This is a genomic window from Koromonas humicola (genome assembly GCF_059726255.1).
This window is the reverse complement of record NZ_AP040873.1, coordinates 3,351,519-3,365,501: the sequence shown is the minus strand read 5'-3', so window position 1 is coordinate 3,365,501 and position 13,983 is coordinate 3,351,519. Positions and strand designations below refer to the sequence as shown.

Genomic DNA, 13,983 nt, shown 5'->3' with positions numbered 1-13,983 from the left:
TGCATTTGGGAGTCCAATCACGACGACGCTAGGTTAGATTCTTGTCATGGACTAAGTCAGAGTCGGTAACCGCGGAGGACCTGCGAGATTTCGCAAGAAAAGCTTCGTCGAGTGCAGCCTGTTGGCGGCGCTCCTGTTCGAAGATGAAATGACGCAGAGCCTGGTCGCGCAGACCTTCCAAAGTTTCGAAGTCACGGCGAGCACGAAGATAAACACTCCTTAAGCGAGCCGCAACCGCTTCCTGTGCCTGCTTCTGTTGATCACAATAGGCAATTGCTTGCTTTGCCTGACGCAATACAGATTGCATGAAATGTATCTCTGCCGCGGGTATTTCAGTGTTGGCTGGGCGAAGGCTTGTGCTTTCTTGTATCCACTGGGCCGCGTTGGCGGTGCTCTCTTCCATGCGGCGTATCTGGGACAAAGTTTGCTCCAGGCGCTCGCGCGATTGGTGCTCGAGCATTTGCCGGATTCGCAGCACATTCTGAACTCGAAAATGAAATGTCATCAGTCTTCCAGGGCTAGCAACGAGTCAATGGTGCTGCGAAGTTCTGCACGCTCGAGCGGTTGCTGCCGAGCGAAGGCACGCAATTTCGGAACGATCCTCATGGCAAGGTCTAACTCGGGATCAGCACCCTTCTGATAAGCGCCGATCCTGATCAGATCCTCGGACTGGGTGAAGTGTGAGAGGCGTTGCCGGAGTCGCTGTGCCTTTGTCAGGTGCTCACTGGAACACACAGCGGGCATCAGACGACTCAGGCTGTCGAGCAAATGGATGGGAGGATACTGGCCAGCTGAAGTCAATTTGCGGTCGAGCAGAATATGGCCGTCGAGCAGCGAGCGAACAGCATCGACGATGGGATCCATTTGGTCATCGCCTTCCATGAGCACGGTGTAAAAGGCGGTGATCGAACCGCTTCGAAAGTTCCCGGCGCGCTCAACCATTTGGGACAGCAGCGAGAAGACAGATGGTGTGTAGCCTTTGGATGTCGGGGGCTCCCCGGTGGCGAGTCCGATTTCGCGCTGTGCCATTGCAAATCGAGTGATGGAGTCGAGCACGAGCAGCACTTGTTTGCCGCGATTGGCAAAGTATTCCGCTACGGAGTGAGCAGCCTGTGCCGCTCGAATGCGCAGCAGCGGCGACTGATCAGATGTTGAGACGATGACTATGGATCGCCGCCTGCCTTCTTCGCCGAGGGCATCCTCAAGGAATTCGCGCACTTCGCGTCCGCGCTCGCCAATGAGCGCGACAACAGTAAGGTCAGCCGAAGTACCGCGGGCCATCATGCCCATCAAAGTACTTTTTCCAACACCGCTTCCTCCGAAAATCCCGACCCTTTGCCCGCGGCCGCAGGTAAGGAACGCGTCAATGGCGCGAACGCCCGTGCCGATTGCGGTCTTGATTGGTTCACGACGAAATGGATCGGGGACGGCAGGAGTCAGGCTCATGGCTTCGCCGCCCGAGAGTGGGGCGCCTGGATCTAGGACTCTGCCGCGAGCATCGAGCACTCGTCCGATCATCTCTTCCGAAACTCGGATTGTGGGACGTGCACCCCATGTTGAGATTGCATCGCCAAAGCGCACGCCACTAGCGGGTTCAAGCGGCATCGAGAGTACGGTCGATCCGTGGAACCCGATAACCTCACCGTCGAAGGTATTGCCGTATCGATCGCGAATTGCGCAGCAATCTCCAAGGGCGCAGTACGGACCCTTCGATTCAACAACGCCCGCGATTACCTTTGAGACTCGCCCGCTCCAGACGCGAGCCGGAATGTCATTGAGCGCCTGATGGTAGCAGTCGAGGATCATTGCACGAGGCCCGACAGCGTGTCGCCGAAGTTTGCGCGGTTGGATAGCAAATCGAAAAACCTGCGCTCGATCTCTTTAAGCTCGGATTCAAAGCTGAGCGTTGTCGCGCCGAGCTCGGTTTCAATGCGCACCTCATCGGCAGAAAGCGACTTGTCCTCCTGAACTTCGAATTCATGCTCGGCCGCAGCCATGACCGCGCGCCACTGATCCGCACTCTCGGGAGCTACGAAGAGACAAACGTGAGTGCGAGCATCGAGCTTCTCCAGTTCGTATCGAACAAGGCTGCTCATGAGTTGAGGATCAATCTGGACCTCGCGTCTAACGAGGCGCTTTGCAATGGCAAGCGCAAGTCCTACTACTTCCTTCTCGGCCTGGCGAAAATACTTGTTCCGCTGTTGCTCAAACTCGGCAAGGCCTTTGGAGATTTCCGCACGAACGCGAGCGAGCCTATTAGATGTCTCACGTTGAGCTTGCTCCATAAGTGCGCGCCGCTGTTCATCAAGTCTTTCTTCCAGTTCAACGGCGTTATGCGACCGATCTGCTTCTTCTATGGCAGTGCTGAGAGATGTTTCGGCAGCCTCCCTGGATGAGATGGTTGCCGCATTTTCGTCGGGATAAACAAGGGCTGGGTACGATGCAGTTGCAAGCTCGTTTGAGGTTGGATTCGCTTGATCACACGATGAGTTCATCCTCAGTCTCCTGCTTCAGTTGAATCTTTCCTTGTGCCTCAAGCCTTCGCGCGGCGGCAACGCACTCCTGCTGTGCCTTGAGTACATCCTTTGCGCGGACTGGGCCCAGAGTCTCCATGTCTTCTTTGAGCATCTCGACCGCGCGTGACGACATGGATTTGAATAGGTGATCGCGCAGTTGAGTAGACGCACCTTTCAAAGCTTGTGCCAGCGTCTTCTTGTCAATTTGCGACAGCAACTCGCGAATACCCACGTCGGGAACTCCCAGTAAGTCGTCAAAGGTGAACATCAAATTGCGAATGCTCATTGCGAGTTTCGTGTCGTCGTGCTCGATCAGCTCGAGAATCCCTTTTGCGGATGTTGGGTCCATGCGGTTCAGTAGATCGGCGACTCCTTTGAATCCTGCATAGGCCCGGCGACTCTGTTCGCCGAGGGCCTGCAAGCGGCGGTGCAGCACGACGGAAACCTTTTGTGCCATCTCGGGTGAGAACTGTCGCAGTTCGGCCAATCGCTTTACTGCCGCGGCACGGGTTTCCTCGCTGAGTTTCATTAGCAGCGCCGAACCCTGCTTGGGATCGAGGTGAGCCATGATGAGTGCGATCGTCTGCGGATGCTCGCCTTGCAAAAACTTGGCAAGCTGTTGTGGATCGGCTTTCTGGAGCGAGTCGAGCTGACTCGCGCTTAGCTCTTGGGCGCGAGTGACGGCATCGAGCATGGCGCGTGCGCCCTCTTCGCCGAGAGTCTTCACCAAGAGTCGCTGCGCGTATTCTGTTCCGCCTTGCGCAACGTACTCCTGAGCGACCGCGAGGTTGTAGTACTCATCCAGAATGGTAGTGGCCTCTTCCGGATCAACTGTCCCCATCTCCGCGATTTCTTGCGTTACACGCTGTAGTTCGTCCTGGTTGAGATTGCGGAAGATGAGGCTGGCGACCTCTTCGCCAAGCAACACTAGAAGCACAGCCGCCTTGCGTATTCCAGAGTTTGTGGCGGGAAGCGAAGGCTGAGTCATCTTCGTTCACCATCGCGAATCCAACTCTGGACAAGGCGCGAAGCAGATGCAGGTTCCTGCTTAACTCGCGTCGCGATCTCGTCCTTAAGTTGCGAAAGCCGAGGACGCTCACCTGCGGGGAACTCGCCTGCATCTCCGCCCAGTGCGCCTGTGGCACTCTCCGCGTTCAGTTGCGGGCGAGCCTGTCTTCCGTTGGCGGCGAACGAGTGCATGATCTGTTTCTTGACTGGCCGGAGTATGACCAAATACGTGAGCACAAAAATCAATAGCAGTGATGCCATTCGGACATAACTGTTCCATTCGATCAGGCCCGTTCGTATCTTCTCGATCAATCCCGGAGGCGCGGGCGCATCCACGGGCGCAATCTGAAAGCTCATGTTCGCGACGGTCAGTATGTCGCCACGGGTCGAGTCGAATCCGACAGAAGCTTTTGCAATGTCCTCAATGTTCTTCAGGTCTTCAGGGGAGCGCTTCTGACGCGGATTGGCCTTGTTCGTGGGGTTGTAGTTGTCGTCGACAAGCACTGCGACTGCCAGCCTCTTCAGGCGCCCAGCCGGTTGCGTCGAATGCCGTACGAGTTTGTTGACGGCGTAGGTGCCATTTTCTGATTTTGAAAGTGCCACATTTTCGCCGGCTGTCGTTCTGGCTGCAGAGCCTCCGCCGGGGACGTTTGACGCCGTTCCCGCTGCGCCTCCCGGCCTAGGAGCGCCATTTGACTCTTCAGTTCTTTGCATCGTGAGTGCTACGGTCTTCTCTGGATCATAGCTTTCTTGCTGCTCCTCAACTGTGCTCGGATCAAATTCGGCGTGTACCGTTGCACGAACATGGTCGGCACCAACAACGGGCGCTAATGTCTGGACCAGGCGATCGGCAAGCACTTCCTCGGCGGTACGCTCTTCACCTGCGGATTGGGCAGTTACATCGTTCGCTCGCTCGCCTGTTTCAGCATCTACTACCGTCACATTCTGCGGATCGAGCTTGTCCACCGCACTCGCCACAAGCCGCTGAACGGCGATTCGCATCGAGGATGAAACATGATGATCTTTCACTTTGAGGATCACTCCCGCCTTGGCTTGTCGCTCTTGCCCCGAATATATGGAGTCGGGCGGCATTACGATGTGGACCCGCGCTGATGAGACGCCACTCATGCTTTGTATGGTTCGCTCCAGTTCACCTTCGACGGCACGCTGGTAATTGACCTTGTCATCGAAATCGCTCGTCGCCCAGTTCGTCTTGTCGAACAGCTCAAAACCCAAGCGACCGCTGTTGGGCGTCGGTTGCGAAGCGATCTCCAGTCGAGCCTTATCCAATTGGTCCGACGGCACCAGGACGGATTTGCCATCCGGCGATAGTTGGTAACGGATGTTCTTTGCCGCGAGGCGCTGCCCGAGGGATTGGGCATCAGCCAGTTCCATGTTGGAGTAGAGCGTAGCCATATCCGGGGCGGACAAGAAGTGCACGAAGGTAAGCAGTACGACGGCTACGAGCGCAGCTCCGCCACCAAGCAGCATGCGCTGACGCGGCGTAAGACTCGTAACGAATGCGCGCATTTGCGTAACAACCTGCCCGAAACTTCTCGACTCGCTCATAACTGTGTCTTAGAACTGCAGGCGTTGAATTTCCTGGTAAGCACTCACGACCTTGTTGCGAACCTGAAGCATCAGGTCAAAGGCAAGCGTTGCGCGTTCCACGGCAAGCGTTGCTGAGTGAAGATCCTGTCCGCTTCCGGAGAGCATGCCCGTGACCTTTTGCTCGGCGGTCGCCTGAAGCGCGTTGACCTGATCAATGGCCGAGTTGAGCGTCGCTTCGAAGTTGCTTGCAGGTGTTGCTGCTTGTGAGACGCCGGACAGGGAAACGCCTGCTGTGCTTCCTAGTGAAATTGGAGGAATGCTCATATCACCTCTACGACTTACTTCAGGAGTTCGATCGACTGCTGAATCATTTGCTTCTCTGCCTGAATCGCTGAAGCATTCATTTGATATGCGCGGGCTGCGCCCATCAGGTCCGCCATTTCCAACACGGGGTTGATATTTGGATAGGCTACAAACCCGTTGCTGTCTGCATCGGGGTGCGATGGTTCATAGCGCATGACCGGAGCAGAGTTGTCAGGCACGATAGCGCGTACCCTTACGCCACCTGGCGTGCTTGTGTTCGCGATTGACTGCGAGGCGCCCACGAGCTGCATTCGAAAACTCGACGGCGCAGCGCTCTGCAATACGACCTCTTTGCGCTGATAAGGGCCGCCCTCTTGTGTGCGAGTGCTCTCGGCATTGGCCATGTTGCTCGCCACTACTTCCGCTCGAGTCCTCTCCGCGCTCAGTCCAGATGCGCTGATTCCCATGACGCCGAACAGATTCATTGAGAAGCTCCTTCGTGAATAGCTGCACTGAGGCGATGAATTTCCGACTTCATCAATGCGACACAGGTCTGAAACTGCAACTGGGTCTGAGCAAGCGCAAGCCCCTCATGATCCATGTTTACGTTGTTGCCGTCTGGACGTTCAGTGAGTCCGCTGACCTCGACCGTGCGAGGCTGGGCCGCCTGGCTACCATCGCTCATGAGCGAATCCAGTTGACTTCTGAAATCGATGTCTTGTGCGTGATAGCCAGGCGTATCGATATTCGCAATGTTCTCGGCTATAACGCCGCTGCGGTACGCAGTTGTGTCCAGCACCCGGCTCAGTCGGCCTATGAGGGGCGTGTCGATCAGACTCATTGCAGGCTCCACGTTTTGGGGGCCACATTCTGGAAAATAAAGTTGCTATCCAATGTGTCTGCAGCGGGGTAAGGTGCATCGCGCAACAGCGCGAAGCAGGTATCGTCGCGGCACATCAACTCGGAAAGGTGATGAACATCGAGCAGACCTTCATGTGGAGCGAGAAGCAATCGACGAAGCACTGAACGTAGCTCGGTCACGTTGCCGGGCCATTCATAACGGCAGAATCGGTCTATCAGCGCTTGCGAACAGTGAATCTGCTCAAATGGAGAGGCGTTGCGGAGAAACGATTCCGCAATGGCGCGAATGTCCTCTACTCGCTCGCGCAATGCTGGAACCTGTATGCGCAGCAGATGTCCAGCAAGCCTCGGGTGTAATAGAAGCGGGTTGCTATCAGGCGAGGCGCAGGTCATTAATAGCTGGATACCTTCGTTATGTGAGCGCGACTGGAACTGATCAAGCGCCGAAGCAAGGCGTTCCTGAGTTTGCTTGGGCAACATCTCTGCGTGCAGAAGTAGAAGTCCGCCCCCGGCAGTTAAGTTGAGCTTGCCCAGTTGAATCGCACCTTGAGCAATGTGCGCGTGCTCGCCGAACAGGAGTGATTCGGCTCCATCAGCGCGAAACATGCGGCAATCCATGGTAAAGAGCGACCGACTGCCGGGCTGCCTATGGTTCCATGCACTACGCGCGAGCATGCGCCGTCCGCTGCCGGGTTCGCCTTCGACCACAAAATGACGTTGCATCTCCACAGCATCAATTGCCTGCACAGCGGCCATCCGCAATGATGCATTGCTGCCTATAACTTCCGGAATGACGTACCAGTCCTTCATCGAATGACCTCGATCGATCTTTCTTCCAATCAGGTGCAAGAGAATTGCCAAGGTCGGCATCGGCAGCTAAGAAGTTACTGATAATTGAGGAACAGAACGCACGGGCTTGCGTAACATGATGTGCTCGGGGGCGATGACAGGACTACCATTGCAGAGGACGAACGCGCGTTCCATTACATTGCGCAACTCACGAACGTTTCCGGGCCAAGTGTGAGCCGTGAGTTTGGCTTCTGCTTCTGCGCTGAGCTGAATGGATGCGATGCCAGAGAAGCGAGCGATGAAGTGACGTGCGAGCAGCGCGATGTCCTCGCGGCGTTCGCGAAGTGGCGCCAGTTCGATCGGGAAGACGGACAGGCGGTAGTAAAGATCCTCGCGAAACGATCCTTCCTGCACTCGCTTTTCGAGATCCACATTTGTCGCCGCAACTACTCGCACATCGAGCTTGAAGATGTCGCTCGTTCCGAGGCGTTGCACTTCACCGCACTCGAGGAATCGAAGTAGCTTCGACTGACTCGCGAGCGGTAGTTCGCCGATCTCGTCAAAGAAGATCGTGCCGCCCTGGGCAGAATGAATCCTGCCCAGGCGTGCCTGAACCGCTCCGGTGAATGCCCCGCGGGTGTGTCCGAACAGCTCGGCTTCGACCAGTGCTTCTGGGATCGCGGCGCAATTCACGGTCACAAATGGCTTGTCAGAACGTGGGCTCAACGTGTGAAGCGCCTCCGCAACGAGTTCTTTGCCCGCGCCAGTCTCGCCCGTGAGTAGCACCGCTGTGTCGTGACGAGCGACCAGTCGCACAGTTGTCGCTAGCTGCTGCATTACTTCACTGCATCCCACGATGCCGGGCAAAGGCATGTTGTGGTCGGTCGCTGCCGATGGACCTTCAGCCGGCGCAGCAGATTGGTTGATTTCGCAAAGCCACTCATAGGCGGGGCTTATGCGCAGGTCGTCCGTCAACTCGACGTGTCCTGTGGCTGCGTCCAGCAGCAACACCTGCGTTCCGGGGAACTGCTGTTCAATTACACCGATTAGTTCCTCGCAGTTCAAATCAGGCAGATTGCGATCGAGTATCACGATGCGCGCTCCACGCCGTTCCAGCAGGTATAGCGATTGGGCCCCCGTGTCGGCTTCGATTGCGCAAGTGAACCTGCGCAGGCCTTCCAGAAGTTGTCGGCGTAGTTCCTTGTTGGGAGTGACGACCAGCATGGATGGGTTTGGGTGTGATATGTGGAGGGCATTCTGTACGGCGCTCATGGGTTCGTTCTACGGCCTCATTCTTCGAAACACGTCACTGCAGAGTTAAAACCTGCTTATCAAGAAAGGGGATTGCGAGATGTTGTCTGTAGGGACTCTCGCTGAAATGTGATCGCAACTTGTCGTTGCTCTATGCGAATATCGGTTCCACCTGCGAACTCTAGTAGCTTCGTGCAGAGTTTCTGGCGTTGTCCTTGCGACATTCCCGGACGAACCTGAAGAATCATTCCGTTTTCGCATTGCCGAAGGTTGACCGAAATCTCGGTTCCCGGAGTTGCGGCGGCAATCACGTCGTCGAGCAACACAAACATCGCGCGCCTCAAACTCGGCTTATTGCATTCAATAGTTGATGCGTCTGCCTGAATCGTGAGACGAACGTGCATTGCTTCCGCGACGACCCTCATTTCATCCACGCAACTCTCTAGTACTGCCTCACTGTCATGGGCATCAAGCGGCGGAACATCATCCAAGCTGGATAGTTCGCGAAAGATCGCGAGATCCTGCATGAGTCGATCCATTAGCCCCAGGCAGCTTTCCAGGATGTTTCGCGCGGTATCCTCGCTCAGTTCCTTGCTTAGACCGAGTTCGATCGTGGTGCGGAGCGCGGTAATCGGCTGTGCGAGCACATGAAATGTCTCGCTGATGAATTCACGTTCGCGACTCATGCCACCTCACCTTGCTTGTCGCTGAGTTCATAGCCGACGCCGCGGACCGTGTGTATCAGGTGCGAAATGGCACCTTCATCGATCTTCTTCCGCAAGTAGTTGATATAGACGTCTACGACGTTTGTGCTCGTATCGAAACTGATATTCCAGACGTGCTCGATGATCATCGACCGAGTGATGCGACGCCCCGCGTTGCGCATCAGGTACTCGAGCAACGAGAACTCTTTCGTTGTTAGTTCAATGTTGCGCCCACCGCGTTTTACTTTGCGCTCCACTCGATCAAGAAGCAGGTCGCCAACCTGCAATACTGATTCCACCGTCGGACGTCCCCGACGCATCAAGGCGCGTACCCGCGCTGAGAGTTCCGAATAAGAGAAAGGTTTGTTGACACAATCATCAGCACCGCTATCGAGTGCCTGAATCCGGTCTTCAACACGAGGGCGTCCGGTAAGTACGAGTACTGGCACTTGAGGATTGTTCGGGCGTAGATTTCTGAGTACGGAAATGCCGTCGAGTTTGGGGAGGTTCAGGTCGAGGATGAGCAGGTCGTACTCAAGGTCATTGGCCATCAATGAACCCTGTTCGCCGTCGAGTGCAACGTCCACGGCGTAATGCTCAGCTTCGAGGCCCTTGCGAATGTAGGAGGCAAGCGCCGCGTCGTCTTCTATCACAAGGATTCGCATGAAGAACTCCGGTGTCTGCTGACAAGGTAAGCATCACGCGTCGCGTCGCAAATGTTTAGCAAAGATTGAGAATTTCAGGGCTTACTATCGTGTGTCACTTCCCGTTCCGGATGCGTTCCCATTCGAGCAACAGGGAAAGAGCCCAGGAGATTGCGCCGTGCGGGCCTCCAGCAACAAACCTTTCCCCCACCAACCTAAATTGCTGCTTGCCTTGGCACCTGAGAGGGATTAAGGGCAAATACTCCTGACCTAGTAGCTCAACCCGATTGTGAGCAGATGTGTTGAAAACTATGCTGTTCCCATCCCGCGCTGTGAGGCGTTTCCGGCTTTCATGGATCCATCGAGTTCGAAGCATCGTGCACACCCATCCCTGCTCCGGCAGGTTCTGAAAGTGGCACGCCCGTGTTGGCCCCACCTAGCTGGAATCAGCCTGCTATGCCTGCTTTCGACACCGGCAACTCTGCTTGCGCCTCTACCTCTGAAGATCGCGGTGGACAGCGTCCTCGGTACCCGCACGCTGCCTGTCTGGTTGCAACGGCTACCTTGGCCACATCGCTGGCTGACGGTTCCGAATGGCGGGCTGGCGATCTGCGCCATACTTCTGCTGGCCATCGCGCTGGTGAATTGCTTCCAGTCATTGCTGAGCTGGCTGCTATCGACTTATACCGGCGAAAAACTCGTCAACGATTTTCGAGCTCAACTGCTGTTTCATACTCAGCGCCTGAGCCTTTCGGTCCACGAGCGTCGCGGTGCCAACGACATCGCATACCGCATTCAGTACGACGCTCCGGCCATCCAGAACCTTTTCCTTCAGGGAATGGTTCCGATGCTGTCTTCGATATTCACGTTTGTTTCCATGCTGCTGGTCACCACGAGGATCAGTTGGCGGATCGCATCTATCGCAGCAGTTCTATCCCCGGTGCTTTTTGTGTTGGCACGCAATTCGAGCCGTAAAGTTCGCGAGGGCTATGACGAAATACGTGAACTCGATAGCTCTGCGATGTTGGTATTGCACGAAGCACTGAGTTGCTTACGTGCTGTGAAAGCTTTCGGCCGCGAGGCTTACGAAGACGAACTCTTCCGCCGCAAATCGCGCCAGCGCATGAGCGAGCAGGTAAGGCTTGCATCGATTCAAGCCGGGTTCCATGTTCTGATCGGATTTTGCGTGGCCCTGGCCACCGCCGTCGCACTGGTAATGGGAGTCACCGAGGTCCGTCAGCACCTGATGACCGTTGGCGAATTCCTGCTGGTGATGGCTTACATGGCACAGCTCTACGAGCCGTTGCGGACATTGAGCACCAAGATTCCGGAATTGCAGTCGTCGATCGCCAGTCTTAATCGCGCCTTTGCGCTGCTTGAAGAGACACCTGAACTGCAGGATGGTCCTCCAGCGAAGGATCCAATCCGTGTGCAGGGTGAGGTGGAGTTCCGAAATGTTTCTTTCCAGTACTCTGCGGGCGCACGCAGCATCCTGAACGATATTTCGTTCCACATTCGTCCCGGCATGCGTGTGGGGATCGTAGGTCCGAGCGGTTCAGGCAAGAGCACGATGGTCAATTTGCTGACGCGCTTCTATGACCCGACCGACGGGGCGATTTTCGTCGACGACAAGGATCTTCGCGACTACAAGCTTGCCGAACTACGACAGCAGTTTTCGATTGTTCTGCAAGAGCCCATGTTGTTCTCGACGACTGTGGCTGGCAACATCGCCTATGGGAATCCGCAAGCATCGCGTGCCGAGGTGATTGAGGCTTCGAAGCTGGCCAATGCTCATGACTTTATTGAGCGCCTGCCAAAAGGGTACGACACCGTCATTGGAGATGGTGGATCGCGTCTTTCCGGCGGTGAGCGTCAACGCCTCGCGATTGCCCGCGCATTCCTCAAGAACTCCCCCATGCTAATTCTCGATGAGCCCACGAGCGCCGTGGACGTGCGCACCGAGCAGCTCATTATCGATGCTCTGGAGAAACTGATGTCTGGGCGGACCACCTTCATGATCGCGCACCGCCTGAGCACACTCGAAAGCTGTGACGCCGTTCTCGTGATTCAGAATGGATCGCTCCTAAAGATAACGAACACAGTCGAGGAGGCCAAAACGCACGTGCTCGCGGGGGGTGCGCCGCATTCGGTAGAGATGCCCGCTCCGGGGCCTATGCTCGTGAGACGTAAGACCGAAAACCAGAGCCCTGCATAGAATTTTGTCCACACCGCATTGACTCTGATAGTTTCTTAAGTCATGAGTCGACAATTAAGTCTGCTTCTGCTTAGCAGTTCCACTGTTTTCGGCACCGGATATCTCGACCACGCGGAGCAAGAGATCCGGGACATCCTTGGTAATTCACGGCACGTCATCTTTATTCCCTATGCATTGGCAGATCGCATTGCGTACGCTCAGAAGGCAACAGCGCGCTTTCGTGCCATGGGATTCGAGTGCACGTCGATCGACGACTACACAGATCCGATCCGAGCGCTTGATGACGCGGATGCAATCTTCGTCGGAGGGGGGAATACCTTCCGTCTGTTGAAAACTCTATACGAGTTCAATCTGATCGAAGCCATCCGGAAGCGGGCGGGTGAGGGGATGATCTACATGGGCGCAAGCGCCGGATCAAATGTTGCAGGCCCGACGATCCGCACAACGAATGACATGCCAATTGTTGAACCGCCCTCTCTGGACGCCTTGAACCTCTTTCCATACCAGATCAATCCTCATTACGTCGATCCCGAGCCGAACTCTACGCACATGGGCGAGACTCGCGAAGAACGCCTGCTGCAGTACCTTGAAGAAAACGAGCCCCCTGTTGTGGCCTTGCGCGAGGGATCGTATGTTCGCATGAAGGATGGGAAGATACTGCTGAAGGGTAGGAGAGGCGCACGCATTTTCAAGCGCGGAAGCTCTCCATTTGAGATTGAGCCGCCTGCGGAAATCTTCATCTAGTCATGCGAAAGCGGATGTGAGTGAAGCCTCGAAAGGTCGCGACTTTACTGCATAAACGGCATTCTCGACGGGCGTTTCAATGTTGTGTTGGAGGTCAGTTGCATCGGAGCCGCATACCCTGATAAGCTACAGTCATTCAGTGATGTAGACCCGTAGCTCAGTTGGTTAGAGCGCATCCTTGACACGGATGAGGTCGTTGGTTCGAGTCCAATCGGGTCTACCATTCTCGCCTTTTCATTCATCTCATCATTCGAGATTCAAAACCGCTCCAGCGCAGCAGCTTCGTCGTGTCTTGGGCCTTGTTTCGATCTCCTCCTCATGCCTCAGCTTTTTCCTTTCAGCTACTCTGATCTGAATACCCGGCGGGCTGGCTTCTCTCAGGATGTCTCCAGCGCTCTGGAAGCGGATTTGCATTCGGCTTGACACTCTCTCGTGACCGGTGGCATAGTTTCGCCCGGCGGTAGAGCACTTATACAAAACCGTCCCTGAACGATCGCCCTCTGCAGATCGTTCGGGGACGGTTTTTCTTTTTTGGCGAATAAGTCCGGTAGCTCGATCCGCGAACGCGCCAGACGCCGTGAGTTTGGAGCGGGTTCCATGGGTTGGTTCATCGTTCTACCCCAAGCTGAAGGAGGAGCGTTATGAGAATTGGGCGCGTCGATCTGAGTAGGGAAGCGCTGGCCAAGGCGATGGATTTTTCATCGCTGAATCCACATGTCTCTGAGTCCGACATCCGAGAGTGTTGCCGTATAGCACGCAGCTACAAATTCAAAGGGTTTCATTCAAATCCAGTCTGGATGGGACTGGTTGCGAGTGAGTTGGAGGGCACCGGCATTGAGACGGGGTGCCTGGTGAGTTTTCCGTTTGGGACGAATTCAACTTCGATAAAAGTGGCCGAAGCCAGGGAGGGGGCGAAGCTGCTTCAGGGTAAACCGTGGGTCATCGACATGGTGACCAGCGTTGGCAAGCTCAAGAGCAAAGACTATGCGTATTACCGGCAAGACATCGCGGAGGTCGCCAAGATTGCGCACGATGGCAGCGCCGAGTGCAAAGCCATTCTGGAGGTCGGACTCCTCACCGACGAAGAGATTCGCATTGCATGCGAGCTGGCTGCGGAAGCAGGCGCCGACTGGGTGAAATCTTCCACCGGACGCGAGAAGGGCCCGAGTCTGGAGCAGGTAATCCTCATGCGGAAATCTGCGCCACCACACATCAAGCTAAAGATAGCCGGAACCGGAAGCTTTTGGACTCCGATGGTCGCGCTCGGCTGCCTGATGGCCGGCGCCGACCGGATAGGAACGCGCAGCGCGCCGTGGATTGTTGATGAGCTCTCGGCCCTCGCTCCTGAATTGGTCTCCGCTAAATCTTCCGAATTTGCCGCCACCCACTCATAAGCA

General features: G+C 55.8%; 15 protein-coding genes and 1 tRNA gene. 4 read left to right on the top strand and 12 right to left on the bottom strand.

Annotation, left to right across the window (positions count from 1 at the left end; all coding sequences use genetic code 11):
• Nucleotides 1-28 precede the first annotated feature (28 nt).
• The 12 genes from AC6IZD_RS14720 to AC6IZD_RS14665 all read right to left on the bottom strand — a co-directional run bounded on the left by AC6IZD_RS14720 (nucleotide 29) and on the right by AC6IZD_RS14665 (nucleotide 9,648).
• Nucleotides 29-505: a flagellar FliJ family protein gene (locus AC6IZD_RS14720; protein WP_497784083.1), complete on the bottom strand. Its 477-nt coding sequence runs from the start codon at nucleotides 503-505 to the stop codon at nucleotides 29-31.
• Nucleotides 505-1,806, bottom strand: a complete 1,302-nt coding sequence (locus AC6IZD_RS14715; RefSeq protein ID WP_497784082.1) for a FliI/YscN family ATPase — start codon at nucleotides 1,804-1,806, stop codon at nucleotides 505-507. Before AC6IZD_RS14715 ends, AC6IZD_RS14720 begins: the two co-directional genes overlap by 1 nt.
• Nucleotides 1,803-2,495: a FliH/SctL family protein gene (locus AC6IZD_RS14710; protein WP_497784080.1), complete on the bottom strand. Its 693-nt coding sequence runs from the start codon at nucleotides 2,493-2,495 to the stop codon at nucleotides 1,803-1,805. The genes AC6IZD_RS14715 and AC6IZD_RS14710 overlap by 4 nt, the downstream gene beginning before the upstream one ends.
• Nucleotides 2,479-3,504: a flagellar motor switch protein FliG gene (gene fliG, locus AC6IZD_RS14705; protein WP_497784078.1), complete on the bottom strand. Its 1,026-nt coding sequence runs from the start codon at nucleotides 3,502-3,504 to the stop codon at nucleotides 2,479-2,481. Before fliG ends, AC6IZD_RS14710 begins: the two co-directional genes overlap by 17 nt.
• A complete protein-coding gene (gene fliF / locus AC6IZD_RS14700) occupies nucleotides 3,501-5,093 on the bottom strand; it encodes a flagellar basal-body MS-ring/collar protein FliF (protein WP_497784076.1) in 1,593 nt (530 codons plus the stop codon). The genes fliG and fliF overlap by 4 nt, the downstream gene beginning before the upstream one ends.
• A gap of 9 nt (nucleotides 5,094-5,102) precedes the next feature.
• On the bottom strand, nucleotides 5,103-5,399 hold the full coding sequence (gene fliE, locus AC6IZD_RS14695) for a flagellar hook-basal body complex protein FliE (RefSeq protein ID WP_497784074.1): 297 nt from the start codon (nucleotides 5,397-5,399) through the stop codon (nucleotides 5,103-5,105).
• A gap of 14 nt (nucleotides 5,400-5,413) precedes the next feature.
• On the bottom strand, nucleotides 5,414-5,863 hold the full coding sequence (gene flgC, locus AC6IZD_RS14690; RefSeq protein ID WP_497784073.1) for a flagellar basal body rod protein FlgC: 450 nt from the start codon (nucleotides 5,861-5,863) through the stop codon (nucleotides 5,414-5,416).
• Nucleotides 5,860-6,219, bottom strand: coding sequence for a flagellar basal body rod protein FlgB (locus tag AC6IZD_RS14685; RefSeq protein WP_497784072.1), 360 nt, complete (start codon nucleotides 6,217-6,219; stop codon nucleotides 5,860-5,862). The genes flgC and AC6IZD_RS14685 overlap by 4 nt, the downstream gene beginning before the upstream one ends.
• Nucleotides 6,216-7,049, bottom strand: a complete 834-nt coding sequence (locus tag AC6IZD_RS14680; protein ID WP_497784070.1) for an AAA-type ATPase lid domain-containing protein — start codon at nucleotides 7,047-7,049, stop codon at nucleotides 6,216-6,218. Before AC6IZD_RS14680 ends, AC6IZD_RS14685 begins: the two co-directional genes overlap by 4 nt.
• Before the next feature lie 66 nt (nucleotides 7,050-7,115).
• Entirely contained in the window at nucleotides 7,116-8,300 is a 1,185-nt protein-coding gene (locus AC6IZD_RS14675) for a sigma-54-dependent transcriptional regulator (protein WP_497784069.1), read from the bottom strand.
• A gap of 59 nt (nucleotides 8,301-8,359) precedes the next feature.
• Nucleotides 8,360-8,965 carry a sensor histidine kinase gene (locus AC6IZD_RS14670; protein WP_497784068.1) on the bottom strand — a complete coding sequence of 202 codons (606 nt, stop codon included), beginning with the start codon at nucleotides 8,963-8,965 and terminating at the stop codon, nucleotides 8,360-8,362.
• Nucleotides 8,962-9,648 (bottom strand): response regulator transcription factor, encoded by a 687-nt coding sequence (locus AC6IZD_RS14665; RefSeq protein WP_497784066.1) that lies wholly within the window; start codon nucleotides 9,646-9,648, stop codon nucleotides 8,962-8,964. Before AC6IZD_RS14665 ends, AC6IZD_RS14670 begins: the two co-directional genes overlap by 4 nt.
• A 391-nt stretch (nucleotides 9,649-10,039) precedes the next feature.
• Here AC6IZD_RS14665 and AC6IZD_RS14660 point away from each other — a divergent pair, with 391 nt between their 5' ends.
• The 4 genes from AC6IZD_RS14660 to deoC all read left to right on the top strand — a co-directional run bounded on the left by AC6IZD_RS14660 (nucleotide 10,040) and on the right by deoC (nucleotide 13,980).
• Nucleotides 10,040-11,842 (top strand): ABC transporter ATP-binding protein, encoded by a 1,803-nt coding sequence (locus tag AC6IZD_RS14660; RefSeq protein ID WP_497784064.1) that lies wholly within the window; start codon nucleotides 10,040-10,042, stop codon nucleotides 11,840-11,842.
• A gap of 42 nt (nucleotides 11,843-11,884) precedes the next feature.
• The gene (gene pepE, locus AC6IZD_RS14655; protein ID WP_497784062.1) at nucleotides 11,885-12,586 is read left to right on the top strand and encodes a dipeptidase PepE; all 702 of its coding nucleotides are present in this window, start codon (nucleotides 11,885-11,887) and stop codon (nucleotides 12,584-12,586) included.
• Nucleotides 12,587-12,732: 146 nt separating this feature from the next.
• Nucleotides 12,733-12,809 (top strand) — tRNA-Val (locus tag AC6IZD_RS14650).
• Nucleotides 12,810-13,227: 418 nt separating this feature from the next.
• Nucleotides 13,228-13,980 (top strand): deoxyribose-phosphate aldolase, encoded by a 753-nt coding sequence (gene deoC, locus AC6IZD_RS14645; protein ID WP_497784061.1) that lies wholly within the window; start codon nucleotides 13,228-13,230, stop codon nucleotides 13,978-13,980.
• The last annotated feature ends 3 nt before the right edge of the window (nucleotides 13,981-13,983 follow it).

Bases quoted from the DNA above. Each gene is read 5' to 3' on its own strand.
- AC6IZD_RS14720 (WP_497784083.1), bottom strand. From the start codon at position 505: ATGACATTTCATTTTCGAGTTCAGAATGTGCTGCGAATCCGGCAAATG.
- AC6IZD_RS14715 (WP_497784082.1), bottom strand. From the start codon at position 1,806: ATGATCCTCGACTGCTACCATCAGGCGCTCAATGACATTCCGGCTCGC.
- AC6IZD_RS14710 (WP_497784080.1), bottom strand. From the start codon at position 2,495: ATGAACTCATCGTGTGATCAAGCGAATCCAACCTCAAACGAGCTTGCA.
- fliG (WP_497784078.1), bottom strand. From the start codon at position 3,504: ATGACTCAGCCTTCGCTTCCCGCCACAAACTCTGGAATACGCAAGGCG.
- fliF (WP_497784076.1), bottom strand. From the start codon at position 5,093: ATGAGCGAGTCGAGAAGTTTCGGGCAGGTTGTTACGCAAATGCGCGCA.
- fliE (WP_497784074.1), bottom strand. From the start codon at position 5,399: ATGAGCATTCCTCCAATTTCACTAGGAAGCACAGCAGGCGTTTCCCTG.
- flgC (WP_497784073.1), bottom strand. From the start codon at position 5,863: ATGAATCTGTTCGGCGTCATGGGAATCAGCGCATCTGGACTGAGCGCG.
- AC6IZD_RS14685 (WP_497784072.1), bottom strand. From the start codon at position 6,219: ATGAGTCTGATCGACACGCCCCTCATAGGCCGACTGAGCCGGGTGCTG.
- AC6IZD_RS14680 (WP_497784070.1), bottom strand. From the start codon at position 7,049: ATGAAGGACTGGTACGTCATTCCGGAAGTTATAGGCAGCAATGCATCA.
- AC6IZD_RS14675 (WP_497784069.1), bottom strand. From the start codon at position 8,300: ATGAGCGCCGTACAGAATGCCCTCCACATATCACACCCAAACCCATCC.
- AC6IZD_RS14670 (WP_497784068.1), bottom strand. From the start codon at position 8,965: ATGAGTCGCGAACGTGAATTCATCAGCGAGACATTTCATGTGCTCGCA.
- AC6IZD_RS14665 (WP_497784066.1), bottom strand. From the start codon at position 9,648: ATGCGAATCCTTGTGATAGAAGACGACGCGGCGCTTGCCTCCTACATT.
- pepE (WP_497784062.1), top strand. From the start codon at position 11,885: ATGAGTCGACAATTAAGTCTGCTTCTGCTTAGCAGTTCCACTGTTTTC.
- deoC (WP_497784061.1), top strand. From the start codon at position 13,228: ATGAGAATTGGGCGCGTCGATCTGAGTAGGGAAGCGCTGGCCAAGGCG.